The following is a 25,925-nucleotide window of genomic DNA, read 5'->3' on the forward strand; positions in this document are numbered from 1 at the left end:
CTAGGGTGCGTCGCATGACCACCGAAGCCCCGGCCTGCCCCGAGTGCGGCCGCCCCATGAGGTCCGGCGGCTTCGTGCTCTCGGGGCGACAGGACGGCGGCCGGCGAGCCTGCCGGTCACTGTGGAGATGCGCCGACCGGCCTGACGAGCCCCTGGAGGCGTGCCCGTCACCCGAGCTGTTCCGCTGACACCAGCGAACGCCAACAGCCGGACAGAGTTCCGGGCAAAGACCTTCCCGCCGGTTCAAGTCCCCTTTCACCGTGCGCCGGTGGCGTTCGCGGTAGTACTCAAACCTCCGGCCCAGGCCGTGCCTACCATCCGGATATGGAGAACAAGGGGCTGGGGTTTCTGGTGGGGCTGGTCGTCGCGGGGACGCTCGGCTGGGCGCTCGCGGAGACGGTGTACCTCGGCTGCGGGCCATCGATCCGGGGGTGTGCCGTTCCCGACGGAGGCGGCTGGCACTTCGCCGCGATGATGACGGTGCCGTGGCTTCTGACGTTCTTCGGTAACGCGGTCATCCGGGACGACGACTGGCGTCCGTCCCTCGGCATAACGGCCGGGGCCGCCGCGGGCATCGCCTTCGCCCTGTCCAAGGACGCCATGCCGCCGCGCATGTGGATCCTGGTCACGGTGCTCGCGGTCATCGCGATCGGCGCACCTCTGACCCTGTGGTGCCGGGGGCGCAGCCGGCAGATCTCGTGAACGAAGGGCGGGTGCGGCTTCTGCGGACAGGGAGGGCCGGGCCGGGGGTGCGCTGATCGCCGCAGGGCTGCACGGCCCGGCGTGATCCGGTGCGGCACACCGGGCGTCCCCTGCCACCGTGTGCCGACACGGGACCGTCCGGCACGTCCCCGCACGAGCCGGAGAGGTGACCGTCTTGTGGCTGTGCAGGCCAGCGCGGGCCGACAGGTTGGCAGCCTCCTTGGACCACCCGACGCTGAGAGGTTTGACGTCCAGTTGGGACAGCGCGTCCGGGGCGGTCTCCTGCCTCGCCGGGCAGGAGCGCCGACGTCTGTCCGGCAAGGTGGCTTGACAGTGCCCTTCCCCCGTGAGCCGCGTGGGCTCGGGAGGGGGAGAGTCGCATGACCCGCGTACCGCCCGTGGCCGCCTGGCAGGATGTGGGGCCGAGTCGTGGCAGGTTCTACGCGGTGAGGGGGAAGACGTGCAGAACATGGCGCTGCGCGCTGGGCTGCTCTGGGTGGCGCTGGGTTTCGCGACCCTGCTCTCGATTATCGGAGCGCCTTTCCTGTTGCGCTGGGTGGCGCCAGAAGGGATGAACTGGGCAGAGCTGAGTAATATCAGCCAGGCGTACGCGGCAATCTCGGTCCCCTTTACGGCCGCGGCCTTGCTGGGCGCGATCGTCTCCACGATATATCAGGCGCGTCAGGCTCGTGTGAGCCAGGAAGAGGCAAGGAGCGCCAACCACAGAGACCTATTGGCGATCGCGCTCGAGGACGTGAACCTCAACGCGTGTTGGGGGCCTAAATCGATGAGTCTCACGCGGCAGCAGTGGAAACAGCACACCTACATCAACATGATACTCAGCTTCTGGTATTCGAACTACACCGGAACGGGGGCAGCTTTGGATGCGATTACCAAGGATAATGCAACCCGTCTGTTCCGGGGGCAGGTCGGCCGGGAGTTCTGGGCTCTTTATTCCGCTGAGTGGCAGGTGTTCCACAGCGGTGGGCGGCGGGAGCGGAAATTCATACGCGTGCTTGATCAAGCCTATGCGGAGGCGGTGGCGGCCGGTCCGGCTGTCCCGTTCTCTGAATTCTTCGTTCCGGAGGACTCAGAATAATATAGCCCGGTGGTATCGGCTGTACCGGTGCTGAACCTCTGGGATGCAGGTATCGGTTTCGCCGATTCGCGTGGAGCAGCGGTGTGTCGTGGTCATATTGCCCGGGGATTCCCGCGCGAGGTGGATCCCCGCCTCAACGGCCTGCCGGAGGGCGGGTGGTCCGCGCAGGCACCGATGTTCACAGCTGTCCGAAGGGCGGGACGATCCTCACGACGAAATCAGATGTTTTCTTGAGACGTGCGCGTCGTCCAGGATGCGGCCGATCTCGGAGGCGGCCTCGCGAGCCTGGTCGGCGTCGCCGACGGCGGCCTGGTCCTCCAGACGCCGCAGCCGCTCCGAGAGGTGGGGCTGCCGCTGGATGTGGACGTAGACCGCCCACTGGGCGGCGAAGCGCCGCAGCGGTGCGAGGTCGGAACCCTGCCGTGCCTGGTCGGCGGCATGGTCCAGCTCACGGGTGAAGGCGGGGAGGGCAGCCGGCGTGATCTGGGCCACGGCCTGCCGCAGTGCCGTCACGGTGGCAGGCGGCTGGGGGATGAGGGGCTGCTCCGCAGCGGAGGTGGTCATGGCTTCTCCCATGGGCGGGACTCTGCTCGCTGCGGGCAGCGTATCCGTAGCTAGAGGCCTATCGAGGCCGTCCACGGCAAGGGCAGCTTCGTCCTCGGTGCCCCCGTGCCCGTCCTCACCATCGACCGCACCGTCACCCGCGACACCGCAGGTCGCTTCACCACCGGCCACAACGCATGGGAGCCGGTCGAGAAGCCCAGCGTCTACCGCACCGAGACCACGGCCACCACCGGCCCGCTCCTCCCCCCGGACGAGGACCAAGATCTCTTCGGCGTCGACCGCGCGCTCAAGGCCTATGCAGGCTCCGACCCCATCACCCGCTCTTCTGGGCGCAAGATCACCGTCCTGGCCAAGCACATCAAAAATCGGCGCCTCGCCTCGGCCGACTACACCTGGGCCCTCACCGCCCTCACCGCATACGGAGACAGACCGAAGCAGCCACAGGAGGAACGGGAGCCGTCAGGGCCACGGTAGCCGGGCAGGCCGCACGGCTCGGTGATCGAACTTATAAAGCGGTGGTTAGCACACGGTCTGGGTGGCTACCGCAGGTCGTCTCCCTCTCCAACTCCCCGCAGCAAGCGAGCTACCTCCTGGGCCACGAGGGCCGGTAGGCGTAGGTGGAGGAGGCCTGAGCCGTCGGTGGCGGTGTCGGCGCGGGTTGCCAGCTCGGTGGTGTCGGTGCCGGCGGAGGACAGGGCGTCGGTCAGGTCGGCTGCTGCGTTCGTCGCGTCTCGCCAGCCTGCCACGTAGTCCACGCCACGGACCCAGAGCCAGCCGTCCGGGTCCAGTTCGCCGCTCTCGGAGGCAGGGCCTGTCGGGTCGTGCTGCACTGAACTTCCCTTCCTGCGAATGAGGTTGGGCACCGTGCCGTTCGCGCCGACGATCAGGCATGACGGCGGCCCCGGTGCTTATCGGGCACCGGGGTCCGCGAGGGCTCCCAGGGCCGGACCACCCGGATGCTGTCCAGGCGAGGGGTGGTCCGGCTTCTTTGCATGTCTTGCCGGTCAGCGTGGGTAGGGGTCGCAGGCTATCGCCAGCGGTATGACCACCGCGGCCCAGAAGACGACCATCAGCACGCAGAACAGGCGCTGCCTCACAGGTACTCCCCCTCGGCAGGGGTCATGCGCCAGTTGCGGGTGACGACCTCCCGGTACGTGCGATGGGACGGGTGGCTTCCCGTGTGGGAGAAGGCCCAGGCGCGCGCCTCGTCGAAGTCCGCTTCCGTGCCGGAGGAGGCCAGGCACGAGGAGAACTCCAGCTCGTGCAGCATCTCGGGGGCGTCCGCAGTGATGTGCGGCGCCATCGTCCACGTGATGTAGCGGAAGACCGTGCGCATCACGGCGCTTCCTTGCCGTGCGGATTCCTGCTGTAGGCGTTGACCTCGGCCAGCCGCGCGGTCAGCCGCTCCTTCGGGGTGACGGGCCGCACCTGGCCCGGGTCCGCGTCCCACTCCAGGCCGCCGCCGGGCGGTCTGAGCTGTACGTGCGAGCCGAGGTGGTCCATCACCCGGCCCACGCGGCCCGTTCGTTCGTCCAGCGCCAGCGTGCCCACGTCGAGGGCTCCCTTGTCGCTCATGCAGTGAGGGTCACGCCGGTACCACGGACGTTGGTACCTCCCCCAAAACCCATTTTGGGACGTCCCGGAGTTGGTAGAACGTCCCTGGCTACGCCCCCGCGATCAGGGAGAGACTCGGTGCAGAACGAGCGACTACGAGCCGCCATGGCAGCCGGTGGGTGGACCTACGCCACCCTCGCGGCGAAGGCGGAGGTGGACCCCAAGTCCGTTGAGCGGTGGGTCAACCTCGGCCGCACCCCGCGCCGCACGACGGCGATGCTGGCTGCCGAAGCCTTAGGAGAAGACGTGCACGCACTCTGGCCGGCCCTGCGCCAGGCCCGCAGCGCACGAGCCATAAGTCCCGAACTGATGGCCCTGTACGACCAGCGCGCGGACGTTCCCGTATCGGTGATCATGGACATGCTCGCCCAGGCCCGCGAGCACATCGACGTACTGGTCTACGCGGCCGTCTTCCTGCACGAGTCGTACCCCCGCCTCAACGACATGCTGCGGGAGCGGGCGGCCGAGGGGTGCGGTGTGCGCATCGCCATCGGTGACGCCGACAGCGAGAACGTCCGGCAGCGCGGCCGGGAGGAGAAGTTCGGCCACGGCATCGAGTCCCGCTGCCGACTCGCGCTCATGCACTACCGGCCACTGGTCGGCGTGCCGGGCATCGAGATCCGCACACACGGGACCACGCTCTACAACTCCCTCTACCGGGCAGACGACCAGATGTTGGTCAACGCCCACGTGTGGGGTGTCAACGCCTACGGGGCGCCCGTGTGGCACCTGCGCCGCCACGACAACGGCAAGGTCTTCGGGACCTACGCGCAGAGCTTCGACGCCGTCTGGGCAACGGCGACACCGGTACGGGAAGAGTGAGGCATGGCACGGACCGAGTACTACGACGACCCCGACGCCCCCGAGCCCAACAGTCTGGTCGTCGCAGCCTCCGCCGTCGTCACCGACCAGGAGGGCCGCATCCTGCTCCAGCGCCGCCGCGACAACGACCTGTGGGCCCTGCCCGGCGGCGGCATGGAGATGACCGACTCCCTGCCGGGCACGGCCGTGCGCGAGGTGAAGGAGGAGACCGGGCTGGATGTGGAGATCACCGGCCTGGTCGGCACCTACACCGACCCCCGCCACGTCATCGCCTACAGCGACGGCGAGGTCAGGCGGCAGTTCAACGTCTGCTTCACCGCCCGCGTCACCGGGGGCGAACTGGCGATCTCGGACGAGTCCACCGAGCTGCGGTTCGTGCCGCCCGGAGAGATCGACGCCCTGTCCATGCACCACACCCAGCGCCTCAGGCTCCGGCACTTCCTGGAACACCGTGACCGGCCCTACCTCGGCTGAGTCGGCCGGAAGACGGTGACGCCCCCGCGCTGCGGGAGCAGGCGGGGGCGTCGCGACGAGGCGGCTGGGCAGAGGTCGGCCAGGGGCTCAGCCCTCGGCCCGGGCCACGCCGACCGGGCAGCTCACGCCCGTGCCGCCGATGCCGCAGTAGCCGCCGGGGTTCTTGTCCAGGTACTGCTGGTGGTAGGCCTCGGCAGGGTAGAAGGGGCCGGCGGGGAGGATCTCCGTGGTGATCTCGCCGTAGCCCGAGGAGGTCAGGACGGCCTGGTAGGAGTCGCGGGACGCCTTCGCCGCGGCCTCCTGTTCGGCGGAGTGGGTGTAGACCGCCGAGCGGTACTGGGTGCCCACGTCGTTGCCCTGGCGGAAGCCCTGGGTGGGGTCGTGGGACTCCCAGAAGACCCGCAGCAGCTCCTCGTAGGTGACCTTGGACGGGTCGAAGACGACGCGGACGGCCTCGGTGTGCCCGGTCAGGCCCGAGCAGACCTCCTCGTACGTCGGGTTCTCGGTGTGGCCGCCCTGGTAGCCCGCCAGGGTGGTCCACACCCCGTCGGTCTGCCAGAACTTCCGCTCCGCGCCCCAGAAGCAGCCCAGGCCGAAGTCGGCGGTCTCCAGCCCGTCCGGGTAGGGGCCCAGCAGCGGGTTGCCCAGGACGGTGTGGGTCCCGGGGACGGTGTAGGGACGCTCCGGGCGGCCCTTGAGGGCCTCCTCCGCCGTGGGGAGGGACTTCTTGAAGTGGCCGAACAGCATGCTCAACTCTCCTCGTGGCCTCGGTGGGCCCGGTGGGCCCGGTGCCGCCTGGGGCGGCGTACGCCGTGTGCCGTACGCCGTCCCTACGTCTTCAGTGCGCCGGCGGGGTGTGCGCCGCGTCGCCGCCCAGGCTCTCGTAGCCGGCGACCGCCAGGGCGCGGTACGCCGAGTACTCCGCCACCGGGTCGCCGCCGTCGACCCAGGGCAGCGCACCGACATAACCATCCACGGCCCGCACCTGTTCCACGGCCTGCGCGTACCGCTCGGCGCGCACCAGGAAGCACAGCAGCAGATGGCGCACGTGCGGGGCTACGGGGTGGCCGGCGGGCGCGTGGTGCAGGGCGTAGCGCGCGCCCTCGACGGCCTGCTCCACCACCGCGCTGCGGTAGAGGCCGCTGACCATGTTGGCCTCCGGCAGGTGGTCGTAGACCGCGAAGAGCGGCAGGGCCGGCAGCAGGCTGCCCTCGGGTGCCTCGCCCGCGGCGCGCTGCGCGAAGGCGTAGGCGTCCTCCTTGGAACCGTGGCCCCTGGCGGACCAGTACGGCAGCGCCACCAGGTGCGCGCCCATGTGGTGCGGCGCGCGCCTGCGCACCTCCTCCCAGCGCTCCTCGAACTCGGGGCGGCGCACGCCCAGGGCGCGGGCGGCGAACAGGTCGGTGATGTACGCGGTGGGGTCGGCCGGGGCGAGCCGGATCGCCTCGCGGGCGATCTCGCGGGCCTCCTCCAGGATGATCCGCCGGTCGGCCGAGCCGGTGTCGCCCAGCGCCTGCCAGACCAGGAACTGCGCGTACACCTGCGCGCAGGCCGCGTCGCGCGGGGAGGCGGTGCGCCAGTTGCGCAGCCAGCGCGCGTCCGGGGCGGGCGCGGGGGCCGGCGGCCGCTCCTTGCTGAGGGAGGGCGCCTGCTCCGCCGGAGGGGTCTGCTCCGCGGGGGGCGCGGAGGCGGTGCGCGAGCGCGCCAGTTCCACGGCCGCGGCGCCCGCCAGGGACTGCACGCGCTGCCAGCGCAGCTCCCATTCGTCGCCGGTCAGCGCGAGCAGCCGGGCGACGGGCTGCCAGTCCTGGGTCCGCTGGGTCTCCTCCAGTGCCTCGATCAGCTCCGGGTCGGGGCCCGGCAGCCGCACGTCGAGCCGCTCGGGCGGTACGAGGCCGTAGCGGTCCGGATCGCCGGCGGCCCGGATGCCGGGAGAGCCCCCGGAACCAGTCAGCGCCCGGCGGCGGCGGACCGCGGGCACGATCAGCAGGCCGACGACGGCGGCGGTGGCGATGAGGAACAGCAGGGCTTCCATGTCTCCACGGTACGGCCCGCGAGGCTAGGCTCGTGGCCATGAGTGACCAGCACGCAGCACGGGACGGGGCGCGGGACGCGGAGCAGAACGCGGCGCGTACCCCGGCGCAGCACTTCGAGACCCTCGCCATCCACGCCGGGCAGGAGCCCGACGCCGCCACCGGGGCGGTGGTGCCGCCGATCCACCAGGTCTCCACGTTCAAACAGGACGGGGTGGGGGGCCTGCGCGGCGGTTACGAGTACAGCCGCAGCGCCAACCCGACCCGCACCGCGCTGGAGGAGAACCTCGCGGCGCTGGAGGGCGGCCGGCGCGGGCTGGCGTTCGCCTCCGGGCTGGCCGCCGAGGACTGCCTGCTGAGGACCCTGCTCACCCCCGGCGACCACGTCGTCATCCCCAACGACGCCTACGGCGGCACCTTCCGGCTGTTCGCGAAGGTCGCCGAGCGGTGGGGTGTGGAATGGGACGTGGCGGACTCCTCCGACCCGGCGGCCGTGCGCGCCGCGCTGCGCCCGCGCACGAAGGCGGTGTGGGTGGAGACCCCGTCCAACCCGCTGCTGGGCATCGCCGACATCGCGGCGCTGGCCGACGTGGCCCGTACGGCGGGCGCCCGTCTGGTGGTGGACAACACCTTCGCCAGCCCCTACCTCCAGCAGCCGCTGGCGCTCGGCGCGGACGTGGTGGTGCACTCCACGACCAAGTACATGGGCGGCCACTCCGACGTGGTCGGCGGCGCGCTGATCACCGCCGACGCCGCGCTGGGCGAGGAGCTGGCCTTCCACCAGAACGCGATGGGCGCCATCGCCGGGCCGTTCGACTCCTGGCTGGTGATGCGCGGCGTCAAGACGCTGGCGGTGCGCATGGACCGGCACTGCGCCAACGCCGCGCGGATCACCGAGCTGCTCGTCTCCCACCCGAAGGTCGTCCAGGTGTACTACCCGGGGCTGGAGACGCACCCCGGGCACGAGGTGGCGGCCAAGCAGATGCGCGACTTCGGCGGCATGGTCTCCTTCCGGGTCGCCGGGGGCGAGGAGGCGGCGGTCGGGGTGTGCGACCGGGCGGAGCTGTTCACGCTCGGGGAGTCACTGGGCGGGGTGGAGTCCCTGATCGAGCACCCGGGCCGGATGACGCACGCCTCGGCGGCGGGCTCGGCGCTGGAGGTGCCCTCGGACCTGGTGCGGCTTTCGGTGGGCATCGAGGCGGCCGACGACCTGGTGGCGGATCTGGCGCAGGCGCTGGGCTGAGCCAAGGTCGGGCCCGGGCCCGACCGGGCCGTACGAAGTACCGGCGGGGGCCGCGGTGGGGGCCGTGGTCCCCGCCGTCGCGTGGGCGGGCGGCGCGGGGCGCCGCCCGGTGTCACCGCCGCGGCTCTCCGGCCCGCCGGCAGTCGGCGCAGTACCGGGTCTGCGGGACGACCGCCAGCATGCGCGCCGGGATGGGGCGGGAGCACAGCAGGCAGTGGCCGTAGCCGCCCCGGTCCATCCGCTCCAGGGCGGCCTCCACGTCGGCCAGGACCATCCGGGCGGACTCCGCGAGCCGGGCGTCGATCTCGGCGAGCTCGGTGGCCTGGGTGATCCCGGTGGCCTCGGCTGGCCCGGTGGCCCGCGCCGTCCCGGGGCGGGGGCGGCCGAAGCCCCGCAGCTGGTTGAGGCGGAAGCGGCGCTGCTCCTCCAGGTCCTCGCGCAGCGCGGCCAGTTCCCGGTGGGTGAGGGCGGTGTCGTGGACGCCGGTGGCCTGGTCGTTCATGGGTCACGTCCTCGTGCGGGCGCGGGTGGTGCGTGAGTGGTACGCGGGGCGGGCACTGCGGCAGGGGGGCGGGTGTGCGGTGTCCGCGCCCCCGCCGCCGCCCTTCCGTCAGCCGGACATGCCGTCAGGCGGAGCGCTGCTGGCAGCCGACGCAGCGGCTCGCGTACGGCAGGATCTCCAGCCGCTCGGCCGGGATGGCGCTGCCGCAGCCCTCGCAGACCCCGTAGGTGCCGTTCTCCAGCCGGGCCAGCGCCAGGTCGATCTCCGCCAGCACCCGGCGGGCGGAGTCCGTCTGAACGGCCAGCAGGTCCGCGGACGCCTGGTCCGCGGCCTCCTCGACGGCGCTGAGCTGGGAGAGGCGGGAGTCGCGTTCGTGCTCCAGGCGCAGACGCACGTCGTGCGCCGGGAGGCGTTCGGGAGGGTCCGCGGAGCGGGCCGCGTCGATCGTCATCGCGGTCGTGTTCCTTCCGGGCTGAGGGGACCGATGGCATACGGGAGGGCGCGCGGCCCGTCCCCGGGGGGAGGGTCCACGCGCCCCTGCGCTTCCACCATGGACGGCGCGCCGTCCGCGGTCCATCGGTGGCGCCACCCATTCGGGGGTGGGGGAGGGGTGTACGCGCCGGGTGGGGGGAGGGGTCAGGCCCCGGGCGGGATGGCCCGCGCCACCGATCGACCGCGACGGCCCCGCCGGGGCAGGCTGGCGGGGAAGGGCCGGGCGGTACCGGCCGGACCGCGTCGGTGGCGGATAGTGGTGGGGACGCAGGTGATCGAGGAGGACGTGCACGCCGTGTCCCTGTTCTGGCGAATCTTCGCCCTCAACGCCCTGGTGCTCGGCGCGGCCACGGCACTGCTGCTGTGGGCGCCGGTGACCGTCTCGGTGCCGGTGCTGCTCACCGAGGCCGTCGTACTGGTCACCGGCCTGGCCGTGATGCTGGTGGCCAACGCCGCCCTGCTGCGCGTCGGCCTGGCGCCGCTGGAGCGGCTGACCCGGCTGATGACCCGGGTCGACCTGCTCAGGCCGGGGCACCGGCTGCCGGTGTCCGGGCACGGCGGGGTGGCCGATCTGATCCGCACCTTCAACGACATGCTCGACCGGCTGGAGGCCGAGCGGGCCGCCAGCAGCGCCCGGGTGCTCTCCGCGCAGGAGGCCGAGCGCCGCCGTATCGCCCAGGAGCTCCACGACGAGGTCGGCCAGAGCATGACGGCCGTGCTGCTGGAGCTGAAGCGGGCGGCCGACCGCACCCCGGACGAGGAGCTGCGCGCCGAGCTCCGGCACGCCCAGGAGACCACCCGAGGCAGCCTGGACGAGGTACGGCGGCTGGCGCGCAGGCTGCGCCCGGGCGTACTGGAGGACCTCGGCCTGGTCAGCGCCCTCACCGCGCTGGCCGCCGACTACTCCACCCACACCGGGCTGACGGTGCGCCGCCGCTTCGACGGCGGGCTGCCGCCGCTGGACGGCGAGCGGGAGCTGGTCCTGTACCGCGTCGCCCAGGAGAGCCTGACCAACGTCGCCCGCCACGCCGGGGCCGACAGCGTCGAGCTGCGGCTGCGGCGCACCGCCGGCGGCGTGGTGCTGAGCGTGCGCGACGACGGGCGGGGCATCGGCTCCGCACGGGAGGGCGCCGGCATCCGCGGCATGCGGGAGCGCGCGCTGCTCGTCGGCGCCGACCTGGACATCGGCCCGGCGCCGGAGGGCGGCACCCGGGTCCGCCTGGCCGTGCCCCTGGACGGCGGGCCCGCGCACGGCACGCCGCCGGCCGGCACGACCACCACCGCACAGGAGACGGCCGCGTGAACGCGCCCGAGCCCGCCGTCACCCGCATCCTGCTCGCCGACGACCACGCGCTGGTGCGCCGCGGGGTGCGGCTCATCCTCGACGGCGAACCGGACCTGAGCGTCGTCGCCGAGGCCGGAGACGGCGCCGAGGCCGTCGCCGCGGCCCGCGAGCACCCCGTCGACCTGGCCGTCCTCGACGTCGCCATGCCCCGGATGACCGGACTGCAGGCGGCCCGGGAGCTGTCCGCCCGCCACCCGGGCCTGCGCATCCTGATCCTGTCGATGTACGACAACGAGCAGTACCTCTTCGAGGCGCTCAAGGCCGGGGCCTCGGGATACGTGCTGAAGTCGGTGGCCGACCGGGATCTGGTGGAGGCGTGTCGGGCGGCGATGCGCGGCGAGCCGTTCCTCTACCCGGGCGCGGTCACCGCGCTGATCCGCAGCTACCTCGACCGCGTCCGGCAGGGCGGTGACATCCCCGAACGGGTGCTCACCGCACGGGAGGAGGAGGTGCTCAAGCTGGTCGCCGAGGGCCACTCCTCGAAGGAGATCGCCGAGACACTGGTGATCAGCGTCAAGACGGTGGAGAGGCACCGTGCGAACATGCTGCACAAGCTCGGGCTGCGCGACCGCCTGGAACTGACCCGCTACGCGATCCGCGCGGGGCTGATCGAACCCTGATCCCGGTTCCGCGCCGGCCGCCGGCGGTGACCGCCGGCTCCGGGTGACGGAGGCGGACAGCCAAGGAGGAGGCGGCATGGCCAAGCGGACCGCCGTGCTCCGCTCCGCGCCGGCCCAGGCCCTGGCCCTGCTGGCGGCCCTGGCCCTCCTGCTGGGCGCCCCGGCGCCCGCCGTCCCCGCACCGGCCTCCGCGCCCGACTCCTCCGCCCCGGCCGCACCGCGCACCGCGGGCGCGCACACCGCCGACGGACCCTGCGCGGCCGAATGCGACCGCGTCCCGCTGCTGCACCGGGGCGCCGCGGCCGAGCGGAACGCCCCGCACCCCGCGGGGGCGTCCCTGCCGAGGCGGATCCGCCCCGCCGGGCCCACCCCGGGCATACGCCCGCCCGCACCCCTGCCGCACTCCGCCGACCTTCCCCCGTACACCGCGCGCCATCCGGGCCGGGCCCCACCCCCTCCGCCGGGCAGTTGACGTCACCCGTCGTCCCACCGCCGCGGCCGGCACCCGGCCGCGGCGCCCTGCTGGAGGCACACCTTGAAACGCGCCACCCTGGTGCGGGCACTCCTCGCCCTCGCCGTGATCGCCCTGTCCGTCTACGCCGCGGTCACCTCCTCCCCGAGGCTCGGCCTCGATCTGCGCGGCGGCACCCAGATCGTGCTGGAGACCCGCGACTCGCCCACCACCGAGGCCGACCGCGAGGCCACCGACCGGACCCTGGAGGTGCTGCGCCGCCGCGTCGACGCGCTCGGCGTCGCCGAGCCCGGCATCGCCCGCTCCGGGGACAACCGGATCATCGTCGAGCTGCCCGGTCTGCAGGACCCGCGCGAGGCCGCCGACGTCCTCGGCCGCACCGCGCAGCTCACCTTCCACCCCGTCCTCGGCGCCGCGGCCGAGGGGGAGGAGGCCGAGGAGGAGGGCGAGCGCGTCCTGCCCGACGCCTCGGGCCAGCGGCTGCGCCTGGGGCCGGCCGAGCTGACCGGCGAGGGGGTGGAGGACGCCGAGGCTGCCATCGACCAGCAGACCGGCGGCGGCTGGTACGTCACCGTCGATCTGCGCGGCGGTGGCGAGGACGCCTGGGCCGAGCTGACCGGGCAGGCCGCCTGCTCACCGCCCGGCGACCCCAGACGGCGCGTGGCGATCGTGCTGGACGAGGAGATCATCTCCGCGCCGCAGGTCGATCCCTCGGTCGCCTGCGAGCGGGGCATCACCGGCGGCTCCACCCAGATCACCGGCGGCTTCTCCCAGGAGGAGGCCGAGGAACTGGCCCTGCTCATCGACGGCGGCGCCCTGCCGGTGCCGGTGGAGATCATCGAGCAGCGCACCGTCGGCCCCACCCTGGGCGAGGAGGCCATCGAGGCCAGCGCCCGGGCCGCGGTCATCGGCACCGCGCTGACCGCGCTGTTCATCATCGCCGTCTACCGCCTGCTGGGCGCACTGGCCACCGTGGCACTGGCCTGCTACGGGCTCATCTCCTACGCCGCGCTGACCGCGCTCGGCGCCACCCTCACCCTGCCGGGACTGGCCGGCTTCGTGCTGGCGATCGGCATGGCCGTGGACGCCAACGTGCTGGTCTTCGAACGCGCCCGGGAGGAGTACGCCGCCCGCGGCGGCAAGAACCTGTTCAGAGCCCTGACGGAGGGCTTCCGCAATGCCTTCAGCGCCATCGCCGACTCCAACGTCACCACGCTGCTGGCCGCCGGGCTGCTGTTCTTCTTCGCCTCCGGGCCGGTGCGCGGCTTCGGCGTGACCCTGTCCATCGGTGTGCTCGCCTCCATGGTCAGCGCCCTGCTGATCACCCGGGTGCTCACCGAGTTCGCCGTCTCCCGCGACGCGGTGCGCGGGCGTCCGGGCCTGACCGGCATCGCGGGCGTGGGCCGGGTGCGGGAGTGGATCAACCGCCGCGAGCCGGACCTGATGCGCCGGCGGCGGCGCTGGCTGGCGGTCTCGCTGGCCGCCGTCGTCCTGGCCGGCTCGGGCATCGTGGCGCGCGGGCTGGACTTCGGGGTGGAGTTCACCGGCGGGCGCCTGATCGAGTACTCCACCGCCACCCCCGTCGACCCGGAACAGGCCCGTTCGGCGCTGGCGGAGGCGGGCTTCCCCCGGGCCGTCGTCCAGACCTCGGGGGAGGGCGACCTCTCGGTGCGCACCGAGGAGCTGTCCAACGACGAGGCGGCCGAGGTGGCCGAGACGATCGAGGAGCTGGGCGGGGAGACGGAGAAGGTCCGCGACGAGCTGATCGGCCCCAGCCTCGGGGACGAGCTGCGCAGGGGCGCCCTGATCGCCCTCGGCGTCGCGCTGGCCGCCCAGATGCTCTACCTGGCGGTCCGCTTCCGCTGGACCTTCTCGGTGGGCGCGGTGCTGGCGATGGTCCACGACGTGCTCATCCTCATCGGGATCTTCGCCTGGCTCGGCAAGCCGATCGACGGGGTCTTCCTGGCGGCCCTGCTCACCGTGATCGGCTACTCGGTCAACGACTCGGTGGTGGTCTTCGACCGGGTCCGCGAGCTGTGGGCCGCCCGGCGCAAGGAGCCCTTCGCCGAGATCGCCAACTCCGCGATCCTGCAGACGGTGCCCCGCACCGTGAACACCGGCATGGGCGCGCTGTTCATCCTGGCCGCGCTCGCCCTGCTCGGCGGCGACACCCTGACCGACTTCGCCCTCGCGCTGCTGATCGGCATCGTCGTGGGCACCTGGTCCTCGATGTTCACCGCGACGCCCCTGGCCATCGAGCTGGAGGCGCACAGCAGCGCGCCGCCGCCCAGGCCCGCGCGTTCCAGGTCCGCGGCGGCCGCGGGCCGCTTCGGGACGGGGGACGGCCGCAGGCCGGGCGACAGCGGCGCCCAGGTCTGACCGGCCGGGCGTCGGCCCCGGTCCCCCGGGGCACGCCGCACCATGCCGCCGCACGCCCGTCGGGCGTGCGGCGGCATGGTGCGCGGTACGTGGTGCGGTGTGCGTGCGGGCCCCGGTGTCCGGCAGCGCGGCCGTGCGGGCGCCGACGGCTCCGGGCGGAGTCAGGACCGCCCGGTGTCCGAGGCGGACGACTCCTCGAAGTCGACCTTCCCTATGTGGCGGTTCAGCGACTTCATCAGCATCCAGACGGCCAGCCCCAGCACCGCGAAGACGAGGAAGCCGAGAACGCCGGGCGTCACCTTGTTCTCGTCGAACTCCTTGGCGAGGTCGACGAGGCCGGGGGCCTGGGTGAGGGCGAGATTGGTCGGGCTCATGGCATCAATTGTCGCGGATGCCCGCGAAGAGGTCGTCCTCGGGGAGGGACGTGTCCACCAGGGACTTCGCCAGCTCGTACTCCTCCGTCGGCCAGACCTCCCTCTGGAGCTCCAGCGGGACCCTGAACCAGCCGCCGTCGGGGTCGATCTGGGTGGCGTGGGCGATCAGCGCCTTGTCCCGGACCTCGAAGAAGTCCGCGCAGGGCACATAGGTGGTCAGCGTGCGCTCGGCGCGCTGGAACTCCTCCCACCGCTTGAGCCACTCGCCGTAGGGGGACTCCAGGCCGCGCTCCAGCATCGCCTCGTGCAGGGCGAGGGTGCGGGGGCGGTTGAAGCCCTGGTTGTAGTAGAGCTTCAGGGGCTGCCAGGGCTCGCCCGCCTCCGGATACCGGCCGGCCTCGCCCGCGGCCTCGAAGGCCGCCATCGTGATCCGGTGGGTCATGATGTGGTCCGGATGCGGGTAGCCGCCGTTCTCGTCGTAGGTGGTGACCACGTGCGGCCGGAAGGCGCGGATGCTGCGCACCAGCCTCTCGGCGGCCTCGTCCACGTCCTGGAGCGCGAAGCAGCCCTCCGGCAGCGGCGGCAGCGGGTCGCCCTCGGGCAGACCCGAGTCGACGAAGCCCAGCCACTCCTGCTTCACCCCCAGGATCTCGCGGGCCTCGGCCATCTCCCTGGCCCGCACCTCGTGGATGTGCTCCTCGATGTAGGCGTCGCCCTGGAGCTTCGGATTGAGGATGGAGCCGCGCTCCCCGCCCGTGCAGGTCACGACCAGCACGTCCACCCCCTCGGACACGTACTTCGCCATGGTCGCCGCGCCCTTGCTCGACTCGTCGTCGGGGTGCGCGTGCACGGCCATCAGTCTGAGCTGTTCAGTCAAGGCTCGATCCTCGTTACCTGGTCATGGGAGACGGCTTCTATAGTGACCGAAGCGGCATCCCCTTGTATTCCCGATAGGAACGACAGGACGTGGCGATGAGTTCGGCCGACCCGGCGCGCGCGCAGCTGCCCCAGGGGCGGTACGGGCGCTCGGCGGACGAGCGCTCGGACCGCCGTCTGAAGGCGGCCGGCGCGGTGCTGGGCGCGGCGTTCCTGGCGCTGATCGCCTGGTCCGGGGTGTCCTACGTCACCGGGACGAAGGTCAGCGGCGAGCTGATCAAGTTCGAGATCGTCTCGGACCGCGAGGTGGCCGTCCACCTGGAGGTCCGCAAGGACGAGGGCGTCACCGGCGTGTGCACCGTCAACACCCTCGCGGAGGACGGCGGGGACGTGGGCCGCGCGGACTTCACCTTCGACGGGCCGCACGGCCGCGTCGACGAGGTCGTCACCGTACGCACCACGAAGCGGGCCACGAGCGCCCAGCTGGTCGGCTGTACGGCGGCCGACGGAAACTGACGGTCCTCTCCGAGCCCCGAAGGTCCGACCTTCTTCCCTTTTCCGGCGGAATTGTTAGGCTCGTGGTTTCGCCCACCCATGAAGGCGCACCCTTCGGGTAGGGCGTTGCTTTATATCCCGAGAGTACCTACGAGGAGCACCTGTGACCCAGACCAGCGACAACGTCACCTGGCTCACCCAGGAGGCGTACGACCAGCTCAAGGCCGAGCTGGAGTACCTGTCGGGTCCTGCCCGCATCGAGATCGCCAAGAAGATCGAGGCGGCCCGCGAGGAAGGCGACCTCCGTGAGAACGGCGGCTACCACGCGGCCAAGGAGGAGCAGGGCAAGCAGGAGCTGCGGGTACGCCAGCTCACCCAGCTGCTGGAGAACGCCAAGGTCGGCGAGGCTCCGGCGGACGACGGCGTGGTCGAGCCCGGCATGGTGGTCACCGTCGCCTTCGACGGTGACGAGGACGACACGATCACCTTCCTCCTCGCCTCCCGTGAGTACGCCAGCTCGGACATCGAGACCTACTCCCCGCAGTCCCCGCTGGGCCGGGGAGTGAACGGCAAGAAGGTCGGCGACGACGCCGAGTACGAGCTGCCCAACGGCAAGACGGCCTCGGTGCGGGTCCTGAACGCCAAGCCGTACCAGGGCTGAGCCCCCGAGGGGCGGACGACGCGGACGCGGCCCCCGGCCGCCACGGAGTCTCTCCGTGGCGGCCGGGGGCCGTTTCGCGGTCCTCAAGGCCGTGCTCGCGTTTCCGCTTGGGCCGTTTTCGCGGCCGTGGGCACGGCGCGCCGGTCAGGCCGCCGAGCGGTACTTGCGCACCGCCAGGGTGCGGAAGACCACGATGATCAGCACCGACCACAGCAGCGAGGCCAGTACCGGGTTCTGCATGGGCCAGGCGTCGGGCGCCTGGTAGCCGGGCGGGAGGTTGCCGAACAGCTCGCGGGCCGCCAGCACGGTCGCGCTGAACGGGTTCCACTCGGCCACGTGCTGCAGGAACGACGGCATGTTCTCCGAGGGCACGAAGGCGATCGAGATGAAGGTCAGCGGGAACAGCCAGATCAGCCCGCCGGAGGTGGCCGCCTCCGGAGTGCGCACCGACAGGCCGATCAGCGCGCCGATCCAGGTGAAGGCGTAGCCCAGCAGGAGCAGCAGGCAGAAGCCCGCCAGCGCCTTGAGGACGCCCTCGTGGGCCCGCCACCCGACGATCGTCGCCACGACGGCCAGCACCACCAGCGTCAGCGCGGTCTGGACGAGGTCGGCCAGGGTGCGGCCGGTCAGGACCGCGCCGCGCGCCATCGGCAGGGAGCGGAAGCGGTCGACGAGGCCCTTGTGCATGTCCTCGGCGATGCCCGCGCCCGCGCCGGCCGTGGCGAAGGTGACGGTCTGGGCGAAGATGCCCGCCATGAGGAACTCGCGGTAGGCGCCGGCGTCCACACCGGCGCCGGGGATGCTGATCGAGCCGCCGAAGACGTAGCTGAACAGCACCACGAACATGACCGGCTGGATGAGGCCGAAGATCACCATCTCCGGGATGCGCATCATCCGCAGCAGGTTGCGCTTGGCGATGGTCAGCGAGTCCGTCAGGGACTGCCCGATGCCGCCGCCCGCGCGGGGCGCGCGGGTGGTGGGCGTGGAACCGGTGGTGGTGCTCACTTGGCGTTCTCCTTCCGGCCCGCGGCCTTCGCGGCGGACCCGGTGCCCTTGCCGTCCGGGCCGGCTCCGGCCTCCTCGGCGTCGTCCGCCGCGTGGCCGGTCAGCGAGATGAACACGTCGTCGAGGGTCGGGCGGCGCAGGCCCACGTCGTCGATCTCCACGCCGCGGGCGTCCAGCTCCCGGATGGCCTCGGCCAGCAGTTTGGCGCCGCCGACGACCGGGACGGTCAGCCTGCGGGTGTGCTCCTCCACCGCGACCGCGCCCCTGCCCAGGCCCCGCAGGACCTCCTCGGCGGTGCGGATGTCGTCGCGCTCGTGCACGACGACCTCGATGCGCTCGCCGCCGATGCGGGCCTTGAGCTCGTCGGAGGTGCCGCGGGCGATGACGCGGCCGTGGTCGACCACGGCGATGTCGTGGGCGAGCCGGTCGGCCTCCTCCAGGTACTGGGTGGTCAGCAGCAGCGTGGTGCCGCCGGCGACCAGTTCCTCGATGACCTCCCACAGCGCCTGGCGGTTGCGCGGGTCCAGGCCGGTGGTCGGCTCGTCCATGAACATCACGGGCGGACTGACGACCAGCGCGGCGGCGAGGTCGAGACGGCGGCGCATGCCGCCGGAGTACGTCTTGGCGGTCCGGTCGGCGGCGTCGGCGAGGTTGAACCGCTCCAGCAGCTCGGCGGCCCGCCGCTTGGCGTCGCGTGCGGACATCTGGTAGAGGCGGGCGACCATCTGGAGGTTCTCACGGCCGGTCAGATACTCGTCGACGGCGGCGAACTGCCCGGACAGGCCGATGGAGCGGCGCACCTCCTGGGGCTGTTCGAGCACGTCGATGCCCGCCACGACCGCGCGGCCGCTGTCGGGCCGCAGCAGTGTGGTCAGCACCCGTACGGTGGTGGTCTTCCCGGCGCCGTTGGGTCCGAGCAGGCCCAGCACGGTGCCTTCGGGGACGTCGAGGTCGACACCGTCCAGAGCCCTGACGTCGCCGAAGGTCTTGACCAGCCCCTCGGCGTGGATGGCACCTGGCATGGAGGTCTCCCATGGGTGTGGGTGGTCGGAAAAATGAAGGAAAAGCCGAAAATGCCGAGAACGCGGGAACCGCGCGAGAGCGGCAGCTCCGCACCGAACGCGACGGCACGCGCGGACACACCGCGGGCGCGGCACGGATCAGCACTATGCAGCAACGCGATATAACGCGTCAAAAGGTTTACGGCGTGTCCCGTGGACGGGTCCCGCCGACGCATCGCGCCGGCGTCTCCGTACGCCTCAGCCCGTCACCGTGTAGCCGGCCCTGACCAGCGAGGCCTTCACCTCGGCGCAGTGCTGCGGACCCTTGGTCTCCAGATGCAGGTCCACCTCCACCTCCGTCAGCCCGAGCCGCGGATCGGTCCGCACATGGCTGACGTCCAGGACGTTGGCGTCCGCCACCGACAGCTCCGCCAGGAGCGCGGCCAGCGCCCCCGGGCGGTCGGTCAGCCGCAGCCGCAGCGACAGGTAGCGGCCCGCCGCCGCCATGCCGTGCCGCAGCGTGCGCTGCAGCACCAGGGGGTCGACGTTGCCGCCGGAGAGCACGGCCACCACCGGCCCGTCGAAGGCGTCCGGAGCGGACAGCAGCGCCGCCACCGGACTGGCGCCGGCCGGCTCGACGACGAGCTTGGCCCGCTCCAGGCAGAGCAGCAGAGCGCTGGAGATCGCGTCCTCGCTCACCGTGCGGACCTCGTCGACCATCCTGCCGATGATCTCGAACGGCACGTCCCCGGGCCGCCCGACCATGATCCCGTCGGCCATCGTCGAGACCGACTCCAAGGTCACCGGGTGCCCGGCGGCCAGCGAGGGCGGGTAGGCGGCGGCCCCCTCGGCCTGCACCCCGACCACACGCACGTCCGGCCGCAGCGACTTCACCGCCAGCGCCACCCCGGCCGCCAGCCCGCCGCCGCCGATGCCGACGACGACCGTGCGGACCTCCGGGCACTGCTCCAGGATCTCCAGCCCGACCGTGCCCTGGCCGGCGACGATGTCGGGATGGTCGAAGGGGTGGATGAAGACCGCGCCGGTCTCGGCCGCGTACTCCTGCGCCGCCCGCAGCGTCTCGTCCACCACCTGCCCGTGCAGCCGCACCCGGGCGCCGTAGTCACGGGTCGCCGCCACCTTCGGCAGCGCCGCGCCCACCGGCATGAAGACCGTCGAGCGGACCCCCAGCAGGGACGCGGCCAGGGCGACGCCCTGGGCGTGGTTGCCCGCGGAGGCCGCGACGACCCCGTGGGCGCGCTCCTCGGCGGACATCGCGGCTATCCGCACATACGCGCCGCGGACCTTGAAGGACCCGGTGCGCTGGAGGTTCTCGCACTTGAGGTGGACGGGCGAGCCGACCAGTTCGCCGAGGTGGCGGCTGCCCTCCAGCGCGGTCGTCCGGGCCACCCCGGAGAGCGTCTTCTGGGCGGCGCGTACGTCGTCGAGGGTGAGTGCCGGCGCGTCGTCGCGGCCGGTGTGCTGGACAGTGCTGGCGACCATGCCGCCAGTCTGGCAGCCCGGCCCGCGAGCGGCTCGGGGGGACCCGGCCGCCTCCCGGGACCCCGCGGAGCCCGGACGGGGACCGCGTACCGCTCCCCGCCGCGGGATCCGCTCATTCGTACGCTGCCGGTACGGGGTGGGCACGGGACGCGTACTCTGTGGCACACCCTCAGCCCGTCGTACCCCGTATTCACGAAGAAGCGAGCAACCGGCCATGCCCACGCACCCGGACATGACGACCGCCCACCCCCACGACGAAACGAGCGAAGAGAGCGTGCAGGCCAGCATGCCCCCCACCGCAGACCGCCCGGACCCCGACCAGGACCGGACCGGCTCCGCGCCTCCTCTCGACCTCGACGCCCTGCAGCACCAGGTGGCCCTCTTCGCGCGCCGCGCGGAGCAGACCCGGCTGGGCGGCGTCGGACAGGCCCGCAACTCCATGGACCGCGCCGCCTACCTGCTGCTCAACCGGCTGGACCGGGACGGGCCCACGGGCGTCAAGGCGCTCGCCGCGGGCATGGGGATCGACTCCTCGACCGTGACCCGCCAGGTGGCCCCGCTGGTGGAGTCCGGCCTGGTCAAACGCACCTCCCACCCCGACGACGGCCGCGCCGTGGTCCTCCAGCTCTCCCCGCGCGGCGCCGCGCGGCTGGAGCAGGTGCGCGCCTCGCGGCGCGAGCTGATGGAAGTGCTGACGCGGGACTGGGACGAGGAGGAGCGGACGGCCTTCTGCGAACTGCTCACCCGCTTCAACCAGGCGCTCTCCGACTTCCAGGCGGAGGGCTCCTGACCCTTCGCCGGTCCTTCCGCGCAGGCCCCGGCACGGCGCCCGCCCCCGGCCAAGGCGCAAGGCGTCCGGGGGCGGGCCCCCGCGGCGCGAGCGCGACGCGGCGTTCGCCCCACCGGAGCGCACGGGAACCGGATGGGGACATGGCCAACCGACTCGCCGCCGAGACGTCCCCCTACCTCCTCCAGCACGCGGACAACCCCGTTGACTGGTGGCCCTGGTCGCCGGAGGCGTTCGACCAGGCGCGACGGCGTGACGTGCTGGTTCGTCCAGCACCGCCCGGTGCAGCCGGCGCCACAGCCCGGCCTCGGTCCAGAGCGTGAACCGGCGGTGCGCGGTGGCCGGGGAGACCCCGAAGGTCTCCGGCAGATGCCGTCAGGCGCACCCGCTGGTCAGCACGTACACCACGGCGGTGAAGGCGGCCCGCTCGTCCACCGGGGCGGTCCCGCCGCCCTGCGGCCGGGAGGTGAACTTCGGCAGCAGCGGAGCTGCCAGCTCCCACATCCGGTCAGGAACCAGCCGCTGCGACAGATCGGCACTCACAGCCGCCCATCATGCCGCACCGAACCCACCACACAGGACACGCTCTTAGCCCGCAGGGCGTCGGAGGCGCCGAGGGCGCGGGCGATCGCTCGTTGCTCACAGGGCCCCAAGATCGACCGTGACAGGGAACGGCGCGGTGGCCTTCACGGTGCCGGCGAACATCTCGCCGTCCCGGTAAGCCCTGGTGGCGGGGTCGAGGACGTAGGTGTACACGATCGGAACGCCGGTGGCGGCCTGCTCGATGCGCCAGTAGAAGGGGATGCCGGCCTTGGCGTACTGGTCCACCTCCACGATCCGGTCCGTGGTCTCCGAGCCGGGAGACACCACCTCGACGACCAGGAGCACGTGCTCGGGGCGGGCGGGCGTGAGGTCGATGGTCTCCGCCCGGTAGACGATGACGTCCGGACGGCGGTTGGCGAGCGGCACGTCCTGCAGGCGGACGTCGAAGTCCGTGTCGGCGTTCCAGTCCGGGCCCGCGGCGGCGTCCAGGGCGTTGGCCAGGATCCGGGCCAGCCGGTTGTGGCGCTTGGAGGCGCCCGGGCCCACGACGACCATCCCGTCCACGATCTCGATGCCGGCGCACTGCTCCTCGGACCAGGAGTCGTACTGCTCCGCGCTGATCTGCGTATGCATCCACGCGGGCGCCACCATATCGGCGGTCATGGTGTACCTCCTTCGAGGAGCCTCGGCAGGTCCGGCGCTGCTGCGCCAAGCCTACTGTTTCGAGGTGCCGGGCTGCCCGACTCGGAAGGAAAGGAGCCTCCCGTCATGTAATGGCGCACAAGTGCAATTCGGCCGAGTGAGGCGGGGGCGTCAGCGCTTCACCGGCCGCGGCAGACGCTGTGAGAGGCTGGGGCGTATGAACCGGTTGGCTGGTGTGACCTCGCCTTATCTGCTTCAGCACGCTGACAATCCGGTCGACTGGTGGCCGTGGGGACCGGAGGCGTTCGAGGAAGCGAAACGGCGTGATGTACCCGTTCTGCTCTCGGTCGGTTACTCCGCATGCCACTGGTGCCACGTGATGGCGCACGAGTCCTTCGAGGACGGGGCCACCGCCGAGTACCTCAACGCCCACTACGTGTCCGTCAAGGTGGACCGCGAGGAGCGCCCGGACGTCGACGCCGTCTACATGGAGGCGGTCCAGGCCGCCACCGGGCAGGGCGGCTGGCCCATGACCGTCTTCCTGACGCCGGACGGTGAACCGTTCTACTTCGGCACCTACTTCCCGCCCGAGCCCCGGCACGGGATGCCCTCCTTCCGCCAGGTGCTGGAAGGGGTGCGCGCCGCCTGGACCGACCGGCGCGAGGAGGTCGCCGAGGTGGCCGGGCGGATCGTGGCGGACCTGGCGGGGCGGAGCATCGGCTACGGCGGCGGGGACGCCCCGCGCCCGCCCCGGCCGGAGGAGGTGGGCTCGGCGCTGCTCGCGCTGACCCGCGAGTTCGACGCGCGGCACGGCGGCTTCGGCGGCGCGCCGAAGTTCCCGCCGTCGATGGTGCTGGAGTTCCTGCTGCGCCACCACGCCCGCACCGGCTCCGAGGGCGCGCTGCAGATGGTGGAGGCGACCTGCGAGGCGATGGCGCGCGGTGGCCTCTACGACCAGCTCGGCGGCGGCTTCGCCCGCTACTCGGTGGACGCCGCCTGGACGGTGCCCCACTTCGAGAAGATGCTCTACGACAACGCGCTGCTGTGCCGGGTGTACGCGCACCTGTGGCGTGCCACAGGCAGCGAGCGGGCGCGGCGGGTCGCGCTGGAGACGGCCGACTTCATGGTCCGCGAACTGCGCACCCCCCAGGGCGCCTTCGCCTCCGCGCTGGACGCCGACAGCGACGACGGCACCGGGCGGCACCGGGAGGGGGCGTACTACGTCTGGACGCCCGCGGAGCTGCGCGAGGTCCTCGGTGAGGAGGACGCGGAGCTGGCCGCCGCCCACTTCGGGGTGACCGAGGAGGGCACCTTCGAGGAGGGGGCCTCCGTCCTGCGGCTCCCGGACACCGACGGCCCCGCGGACGCCGGACGGATCGAGTCGGTGCGCCGCAGGCTGCTGGACGCCCGGTCCGCGCGTCCGCGTCCCGGCCGGGACGACAAGGCCGTCGCCGCCTGGAACGGGCTGGCGATCGCCGCGCTCGCCGAGACCGGCGCCTACTTCGACCGCCCCGACCTGGTGGAGGCGGCCACCGCCGCCGCCGACCTGCTGGTCGCCGTCCACCTCGATGCGGGCGGACGTCTGGCGCGCACCTCCCGCGACGGCGCCGCGGGCTCCGGAGCCGGAGTGCTGGAGGACTACGGCGACGTGGCCGAGGGCTTCCTCGCCCTGTACTCGGTGACCGGCGAGAGCTGCTGGCTGGGGCTGGCCGGCACCCTGCTGGAGACCGTGCTGACGCGCTTCACCGCCGCCGACGGCACCCTGTACGACACCGCCGACGACGCCGAGCGGCTCATCCGCCGCCCCCAGGACCCCACCGACAACGCCGCGCCCTCCGGCTGGACGGCCGCCGCCGCGGCCCTGCTGTCGTACGCCGCCCACACCGGCTCCTCCCGCCACCGTGAGGCCGCCGAGCGGGCGCTGGGCGTGGTGACGGCGCTGGCCCCGCGCGTGCCGCGCTTCATCGGCTGGGGCCTGGCCGCCGCCGAGGCGGCGCTGGACGGGCCGCGCGAGATCGCGGTGGTCGGTCCGGCGGGCGATCCGGCCACCGCCGTGCTGCACCGCACCGCCCTGCTGGCCACCGCGCCCGGCGCGGTGGTGGCCGTGGGCGAGCCGTCGGCGGACGGCGGCCGGGGCGCGGGAGGCGGCGCGGGCAGCGGGGCGGGCGGTGGCGCGGACGAGGAGACGCCCGCGCTGCTGCGCGGCCGGCCGCTGCTGGACGGCCGCCCGGCCGCGTACGTCTGCCGGCACTTCGCGTGCGACGCCCCCACGGCCGATCCGGAGCGGCTGGCGCGGACGGTGGGGGCGCCCGCCGGGGCGTGAGGCGGCCGCTTTCGCCGCCCGTATGCCGTCCGCGCGTCACCCGCGTGGGGAAAAACACGGAGCGCCCGGCCCGGGGTGTCCGTACAGTGGCGGTCATGCAGGTGATCCAGTCGACGAAACTCGCCAATGTCTGCTACGAGATCCGGGGCCCGGTTCTCGAGGAGGCCATGCGGCTGGAGGCGGCGGGTCACCGCATCCTCAAGCTCAACACCGGCAATCCCGCGCCCTTCGGCTTCGAGTGCCCGCCGGAGATCCTCGAGGACATGCTGCGCAACGTCGGGTCGGCGCACGGCTACGGCGACGCCAAGGGGCTGCTGGCGGCCCGGCGCGCGGTGATGCAGTACTACCAGACCAAGGGCATCGAGCTGGACGTCGAGGACGTCTACATCGGCAACGGCGCCTCCGAGCTGATCCAGATGTCGATGCAGGCGCTGCTGGACGACGGCGACGAGGTGCTGGTGCCGGCGCCGGACTACCCGCTGTGGACGGCCTCGGTCTCGCTGTCGGGCGGCACGGCCGTGCACTACCGGTGCGACGAGCAGTCCGACTGGATGCCGGACCTGGCCGACATCGAGAGCAAGGTGACCGACCGCACCAGGGCGATCGTCGTCATCAACCCGAACAACCCCACCGGTGCCGTCTACGGCGAAGAGGTGCTGCGCGGTCTGACGGACATCGCCCGCCGCCACGGCCTGATCGTCTACTCCGACGAGATCTACGACAAGATCCTCTACGACGGCGCCACCCACACCCCCACCGCCGCCGTCGCCCCCGACCTGCTGACCGTCACCTTCAACGGACTGTCCAAGTCATACCGGGTGGCCGGGTACCGATGCGGGTGGATGGCCGTCTGCGGGCCGAAGACGCACGCCGCCAGCTACATCGAGGGCCTGACGATCCTGGCGAACATGCGGCTGTGCGCCAACATGCCGTCCCAGTACGCGGTGGCCACCGCGCTGGGCGGGCGGCAGTCGATCAACGATCTGGTGCTGCCGGGCGGGCGGCTGCTGGAGCAGCGCGACACCGCGTACGAGCTGCTGACGTCCATCCCGGGCGTGACGTGTGTGAAGCCCAGGGGGGCGCTGTACCTCTTCCCGAGGCTGGATCCCCAGGTCTACAGGATCAAGGACGACCGGCAGATGGTCCTCGACCTGCTGCGGACGGAGAAGATCATGGTCGTCCACGGGACGGGCTTCAACTGGCCCGAACCGGACCACTTCCGCATCGTCACGCTGCCTCCGGCGCAGGACCTGGCGGACGCGGTGCAGCGGATCGGGAAGTTCCTGGACGGCTACGGCCAGCACTGAGACGGCACTGGGGCGGCACGAGGGGACGGCTCCGGGGCGGGGCCGGG

The 25,925-nt window shown here is 72.5% G+C and carries 29 protein-coding genes and 1 pseudogene; 16 read left to right on the forward strand and 14 right to left on the reverse strand.

Annotated elements, in window-relative coordinates; all coding sequences use genetic code 11:
* Positions 1 to 324: 324 nt before the first annotated feature.
* Together IQ279_RS12270 and IQ279_RS12275 are read left to right on the forward strand one after the other, a co-directional pair.
* A complete protein-coding gene (locus IQ279_RS12270) occupies positions 325 to 702 on the forward strand; it encodes a hypothetical protein (protein ID WP_206348453.1) in 378 nt (125 codons plus the stop codon).
* Between the two features lie 469 nt (positions 703 to 1,171).
* Positions 1,172 to 1,801 (forward strand): DUF6082 family protein, encoded by a 630-nt coding sequence (locus IQ279_RS12275; protein ID WP_241028023.1) that lies wholly within the window; start codon positions 1,172 to 1,174, stop codon positions 1,799 to 1,801.
* A gap of 207 nt (positions 1,802 to 2,008) precedes the next feature.
* Here IQ279_RS12275 and IQ279_RS12280 read toward each other — a convergent pair whose 3' ends face one another.
* Positions 2,009 to 2,365, reverse strand: a complete 357-nt coding sequence (locus IQ279_RS12280; RefSeq protein WP_206348455.1) for a DUF6247 family protein — start codon at positions 2,363 to 2,365, stop codon at positions 2,009 to 2,011.
* 105 nt (positions 2,366 to 2,470) lie between these two features.
* Here IQ279_RS12280 and IQ279_RS28640 point away from each other — a divergent pair, with 105 nt between their 5' ends.
* Positions 2,471 to 2,839: a transposase gene (locus IQ279_RS28640; protein ID WP_307792325.1), complete on the forward strand. Its 369-nt coding sequence runs from the start codon at positions 2,471 to 2,473 to the stop codon at positions 2,837 to 2,839.
* 619 nt (positions 2,840 to 3,458) lie between these two features.
* On the opposite strand, the gene IQ279_RS12290 is transcribed toward IQ279_RS28640, so the two are convergent.
* Together IQ279_RS12290 and IQ279_RS12295 are read right to left on the reverse strand one after the other, a co-directional pair.
* Complete coding sequence (locus tag IQ279_RS12290; RefSeq protein ID WP_241028007.1) at positions 3,459 to 3,701, reverse strand: DUF7848 domain-containing protein; 243 nt, start codon at positions 3,699 to 3,701, stop codon at positions 3,459 to 3,461.
* Positions 3,701 to 3,940, reverse strand: a complete 240-nt coding sequence (locus tag IQ279_RS12295) for a hypothetical protein (protein WP_206348457.1) — start codon at positions 3,938 to 3,940, stop codon at positions 3,701 to 3,703. The genes IQ279_RS12290 and IQ279_RS12295 overlap by 1 nt, the downstream gene beginning before the upstream one ends.
* 117 nt (positions 3,941 to 4,057) lie before the next feature.
* Between IQ279_RS12295 and IQ279_RS12300 the strand changes: the two genes are divergently transcribed.
* Together IQ279_RS12300 and IQ279_RS12305 are read left to right on the forward strand one after the other, a co-directional pair.
* Positions 4,058 to 4,801 (forward strand): helix-turn-helix domain-containing protein, encoded by a 744-nt coding sequence (locus IQ279_RS12300; protein WP_307792326.1) that lies wholly within the window; start codon positions 4,058 to 4,060, stop codon positions 4,799 to 4,801.
* Positions 4,802 to 4,804: 3 nt separating this feature from the next.
* On the forward strand, positions 4,805 to 5,275 hold the full coding sequence (locus IQ279_RS12305; protein WP_206348458.1) for an NUDIX domain-containing protein: 471 nt from the start codon (positions 4,805 to 4,807) through the stop codon (positions 5,273 to 5,275).
* An 87-nt stretch (positions 5,276 to 5,362) separates the two neighbouring features.
* On the opposite strand, the gene msrA is transcribed toward IQ279_RS12305, so the two are convergent.
* Positions 5,363 to 6,022 (reverse strand): peptide-methionine (S)-S-oxide reductase MsrA, encoded by a 660-nt coding sequence (gene msrA, locus IQ279_RS12310; RefSeq protein WP_206348459.1) that lies wholly within the window; start codon positions 6,020 to 6,022, stop codon positions 5,363 to 5,365.
* A gap of 91 nt (positions 6,023 to 6,113) precedes the next feature.
* Positions 6,114 to 7,310 carry a hypothetical protein gene (locus IQ279_RS12315; RefSeq protein WP_206348460.1) on the reverse strand — a complete coding sequence of 399 codons (1,197 nt, stop codon included), beginning with the start codon at positions 7,308 to 7,310 and terminating at the stop codon, positions 6,114 to 6,116.
* Between the two features lie 38 nt (positions 7,311 to 7,348).
* Between IQ279_RS12315 and IQ279_RS12320 the strand changes: the two genes are divergently transcribed.
* Positions 7,349 to 8,551, forward strand: coding sequence for a cystathionine gamma-synthase (locus IQ279_RS12320; protein ID WP_206348461.1), 1,203 nt, complete (start codon positions 7,349 to 7,351; stop codon positions 8,549 to 8,551).
* Positions 8,552 to 8,663: 112 nt separating this feature from the next.
* Here the strand turns inward: IQ279_RS12320 and IQ279_RS12325 are convergent, their stop codons facing one another.
* Both IQ279_RS12325 and IQ279_RS12330 read right to left on the reverse strand, forming a co-directional pair.
* A complete protein-coding gene (locus IQ279_RS12325) occupies positions 8,664 to 9,053 on the reverse strand; it encodes a TraR/DksA family transcriptional regulator (RefSeq protein ID WP_206348462.1) in 390 nt (129 codons plus the stop codon).
* Positions 9,054 to 9,177: 124 nt separating this feature from the next.
* Positions 9,178 to 9,504: a TraR/DksA C4-type zinc finger protein gene (locus IQ279_RS12330; protein WP_206348463.1), complete on the reverse strand. Its 327-nt coding sequence runs from the start codon at positions 9,502 to 9,504 to the stop codon at positions 9,178 to 9,180.
* Between the two features lie 336 nt (positions 9,505 to 9,840).
* Between IQ279_RS12330 and IQ279_RS12335 the strand changes: the two genes are divergently transcribed.
* The 4 genes from IQ279_RS12335 to secD all read left to right on the forward strand — a co-directional run bounded on the left by IQ279_RS12335 (position 9,841) and on the right by secD (position 14,361).
* The gene (locus IQ279_RS12335) at positions 9,841 to 10,848 is read left to right on the forward strand and encodes a HAMP domain-containing sensor histidine kinase (protein ID WP_206348712.1); all 1,008 of its coding nucleotides are present in this window, start codon (positions 9,841 to 9,843) and stop codon (positions 10,846 to 10,848) included.
* Positions 10,845 to 11,510, forward strand: coding sequence for a response regulator (locus IQ279_RS12340; RefSeq protein ID WP_093852351.1), 666 nt, complete (start codon positions 10,845 to 10,847; stop codon positions 11,508 to 11,510). Before IQ279_RS12335 ends, IQ279_RS12340 begins: the two co-directional genes overlap by 4 nt.
* Positions 11,511 to 11,586: 76 nt before the next feature.
* The gene (locus tag IQ279_RS12345; protein ID WP_206348464.1) at positions 11,587 to 11,982 is read left to right on the forward strand and encodes a hypothetical protein; all 396 of its coding nucleotides are present in this window, start codon (positions 11,587 to 11,589) and stop codon (positions 11,980 to 11,982) included.
* 63 nt (positions 11,983 to 12,045) lie between these two features.
* Complete coding sequence (secD, locus tag IQ279_RS12350) at positions 12,046 to 14,361, forward strand: protein translocase subunit SecD (RefSeq protein WP_206348465.1); 2,316 nt, start codon at positions 12,046 to 12,048, stop codon at positions 14,359 to 14,361.
* Positions 14,362 to 14,522: 161 nt separating this feature from the next.
* On the opposite strand, the gene IQ279_RS12355 is transcribed toward secD, so the two are convergent.
* Positions 14,523 to 14,735 (reverse strand): hypothetical protein, encoded by a 213-nt coding sequence (locus tag IQ279_RS12355; protein WP_206348466.1) that lies wholly within the window; start codon positions 14,733 to 14,735, stop codon positions 14,523 to 14,525.
* A gap of 4 nt (positions 14,736 to 14,739) precedes the next feature.
* Positions 14,740 to 15,612, reverse strand: coding sequence for a mycothiol conjugate amidase Mca (mca, locus tag IQ279_RS12360; RefSeq protein WP_206348467.1), 873 nt, complete (start codon positions 15,610 to 15,612; stop codon positions 14,740 to 14,742).
* Positions 15,613 to 15,707: 95 nt separating this feature from the next.
* Between mca and IQ279_RS12365 the strand changes: the two genes are divergently transcribed.
* Both IQ279_RS12365 and greA read left to right on the forward strand, forming a co-directional pair.
* Positions 15,708 to 16,127, forward strand: coding sequence for a DUF4307 domain-containing protein (locus IQ279_RS12365; RefSeq protein ID WP_206348713.1), 420 nt, complete (start codon positions 15,708 to 15,710; stop codon positions 16,125 to 16,127).
* Positions 16,128 to 16,269: 142 nt separating this feature from the next.
* On the forward strand, positions 16,270 to 16,767 hold the full coding sequence (greA, locus tag IQ279_RS12370; RefSeq protein ID WP_206348468.1) for a transcription elongation factor GreA: 498 nt from the start codon (positions 16,270 to 16,272) through the stop codon (positions 16,765 to 16,767).
* Between the two features lie 144 nt (positions 16,768 to 16,911).
* On the opposite strand, the gene IQ279_RS12375 is transcribed toward greA, so the two are convergent.
* The 3 genes from IQ279_RS12375 to ilvA form a co-directional block, all read right to left on the reverse strand.
* Positions 16,912 to 17,772: an ABC transporter permease gene (locus IQ279_RS12375; RefSeq protein WP_206348469.1), complete on the reverse strand. Its 861-nt coding sequence runs from the start codon at positions 17,770 to 17,772 to the stop codon at positions 16,912 to 16,914.
* Positions 17,769 to 18,794: an ATP-binding cassette domain-containing protein gene (locus IQ279_RS12380; RefSeq protein WP_206348470.1), complete on the reverse strand. Its 1,026-nt coding sequence runs from the start codon at positions 18,792 to 18,794 to the stop codon at positions 17,769 to 17,771. The genes IQ279_RS12375 and IQ279_RS12380 overlap by 4 nt, the downstream gene beginning before the upstream one ends.
* 237 nt (positions 18,795 to 19,031) lie before the next feature.
* Positions 19,032 to 20,276, reverse strand: a complete 1,245-nt coding sequence (gene ilvA, locus IQ279_RS12385) for a threonine ammonia-lyase (RefSeq protein ID WP_206348471.1) — start codon at positions 20,274 to 20,276, stop codon at positions 19,032 to 19,034.
* Between the two features lie 286 nt (positions 20,277 to 20,562).
* Here ilvA and IQ279_RS12390 point away from each other — a divergent pair, with 286 nt between their 5' ends.
* Positions 20,563 to 21,066 (forward strand): MarR family winged helix-turn-helix transcriptional regulator, encoded by a 504-nt coding sequence (locus tag IQ279_RS12390; protein WP_206348714.1) that lies wholly within the window; start codon positions 20,563 to 20,565, stop codon positions 21,064 to 21,066.
* 140 nt (positions 21,067 to 21,206) lie between these two features.
* A pseudogene (locus IQ279_RS12395) lies at positions 21,207 to 21,329 on the forward strand (DUF255 domain-containing protein); the annotation flags it as partial.
* A gap of 109 nt (positions 21,330 to 21,438) precedes the next feature.
* Here IQ279_RS12395 and IQ279_RS12400 read toward each other — a convergent pair.
* Together IQ279_RS12400 and IQ279_RS12405 are read right to left on the reverse strand one after the other, a co-directional pair.
* On the reverse strand, positions 21,439 to 21,606 hold the full coding sequence (locus IQ279_RS12400; protein WP_206348472.1) for a transposase: 168 nt from the start codon (positions 21,604 to 21,606) through the stop codon (positions 21,439 to 21,441).
* Positions 21,607 to 21,702: 96 nt separating this feature from the next.
* Positions 21,703 to 22,269, reverse strand: a complete 567-nt coding sequence (locus tag IQ279_RS12405; protein ID WP_206348473.1) for a Uma2 family endonuclease — start codon at positions 22,267 to 22,269, stop codon at positions 21,703 to 21,705.
* Positions 22,270 to 22,465: 196 nt separating this feature from the next.
* Between IQ279_RS12405 and IQ279_RS12410 the strand changes: the two genes are divergently transcribed.
* Positions 22,466 to 24,571, forward strand: a complete 2,106-nt coding sequence (locus IQ279_RS12410; RefSeq protein WP_206348474.1) for a thioredoxin domain-containing protein — start codon at positions 22,466 to 22,468, stop codon at positions 24,569 to 24,571.
* A gap of 95 nt (positions 24,572 to 24,666) precedes the next feature.
* Positions 24,667 to 25,878, forward strand: a complete 1,212-nt coding sequence (locus IQ279_RS12415) for a pyridoxal phosphate-dependent aminotransferase (RefSeq protein WP_206348475.1) — start codon at positions 24,667 to 24,669, stop codon at positions 25,876 to 25,878.
* The last annotated feature ends 47 nt before the right edge of the window (positions 25,879 to 25,925 follow it).

Source organism: Streptomyces verrucosisporus (genome assembly GCF_017114865.1).
Classification (GTDB): domain Bacteria; phylum Actinomycetota; class Actinomycetes; order Streptomycetales; family Streptomycetaceae; genus Streptomyces; species Streptomyces fenghuangensis.

Bases quoted from the DNA above. Each gene is read 5' to 3' on its own strand.
- IQ279_RS12270 (WP_206348453.1), top strand. From the start codon at position 325: ATGGAGAACAAGGGGCTGGGGTTTCTGGTGGGGCTGGTCGTCGCGGGG.
- IQ279_RS12275 (WP_241028023.1), top strand. From the start codon at position 1,172: ATGGCGCTGCGCGCTGGGCTGCTCTGGGTGGCGCTGGGTTTCGCGACC.
- IQ279_RS12280 (WP_206348455.1), bottom strand. From the start codon at position 2,365: ATGACCACCTCCGCTGCGGAGCAGCCCCTCATCCCCCAGCCGCCTGCC.
- IQ279_RS12290 (WP_241028007.1), bottom strand. From the start codon at position 3,701: ATGCGCACGGTCTTCCGCTACATCACGTGGACGATGGCGCCGCACATC.
- IQ279_RS12295 (WP_206348457.1), bottom strand. From the start codon at position 3,940: ATGAGCGACAAGGGAGCCCTCGACGTGGGCACGCTGGCGCTGGACGAA.
- IQ279_RS12305 (WP_206348458.1), top strand. From the start codon at position 4,805: ATGGCACGGACCGAGTACTACGACGACCCCGACGCCCCCGAGCCCAAC.
- msrA (WP_206348459.1), bottom strand. From the start codon at position 6,022: ATGCTGTTCGGCCACTTCAAGAAGTCCCTCCCCACGGCGGAGGAGGCC.
- IQ279_RS12315 (WP_206348460.1), bottom strand. From the start codon at position 7,310: ATGGAAGCCCTGCTGTTCCTCATCGCCACCGCCGCCGTCGTCGGCCTG.
- IQ279_RS12320 (WP_206348461.1), top strand. From the start codon at position 7,349: ATGAGTGACCAGCACGCAGCACGGGACGGGGCGCGGGACGCGGAGCAG.
- IQ279_RS12325 (WP_206348462.1), bottom strand. From the start codon at position 9,053: ATGAACGACCAGGCCACCGGCGTCCACGACACCGCCCTCACCCACCGG.
- IQ279_RS12330 (WP_206348463.1), bottom strand. From the start codon at position 9,504: ATGACGATCGACGCGGCCCGCTCCGCGGACCCTCCCGAACGCCTCCCG.
- IQ279_RS12345 (WP_206348464.1), top strand. From the start codon at position 11,587: ATGGCCAAGCGGACCGCCGTGCTCCGCTCCGCGCCGGCCCAGGCCCTG.
- IQ279_RS12355 (WP_206348466.1), bottom strand. From the start codon at position 14,735: ATGAGCCCGACCAATCTCGCCCTCACCCAGGCCCCCGGCCTCGTCGAC.
- IQ279_RS12365 (WP_206348713.1), top strand. From the start codon at position 15,708: ATGAGTTCGGCCGACCCGGCGCGCGCGCAGCTGCCCCAGGGGCGGTAC.
- IQ279_RS12380 (WP_206348470.1), bottom strand. From the start codon at position 18,794: ATGCCAGGTGCCATCCACGCCGAGGGGCTGGTCAAGACCTTCGGCGAC.
- ilvA (WP_206348471.1), bottom strand. From the start codon at position 20,276: ATGGTCGCCAGCACTGTCCAGCACACCGGCCGCGACGACGCGCCGGCA.
- IQ279_RS12390 (WP_206348714.1), top strand. From the start codon at position 20,563: ATGCCCCCCACCGCAGACCGCCCGGACCCCGACCAGGACCGGACCGGC.
- IQ279_RS12405 (WP_206348473.1), bottom strand. From the start codon at position 22,269: ATGACCGCCGATATGGTGGCGCCCGCGTGGATGCATACGCAGATCAGC.
- IQ279_RS12410 (WP_206348474.1), top strand. From the start codon at position 22,466: ATGAACCGGTTGGCTGGTGTGACCTCGCCTTATCTGCTTCAGCACGCT.
- IQ279_RS12415 (WP_206348475.1), top strand. From the start codon at position 24,667: ATGCAGGTGATCCAGTCGACGAAACTCGCCAATGTCTGCTACGAGATC.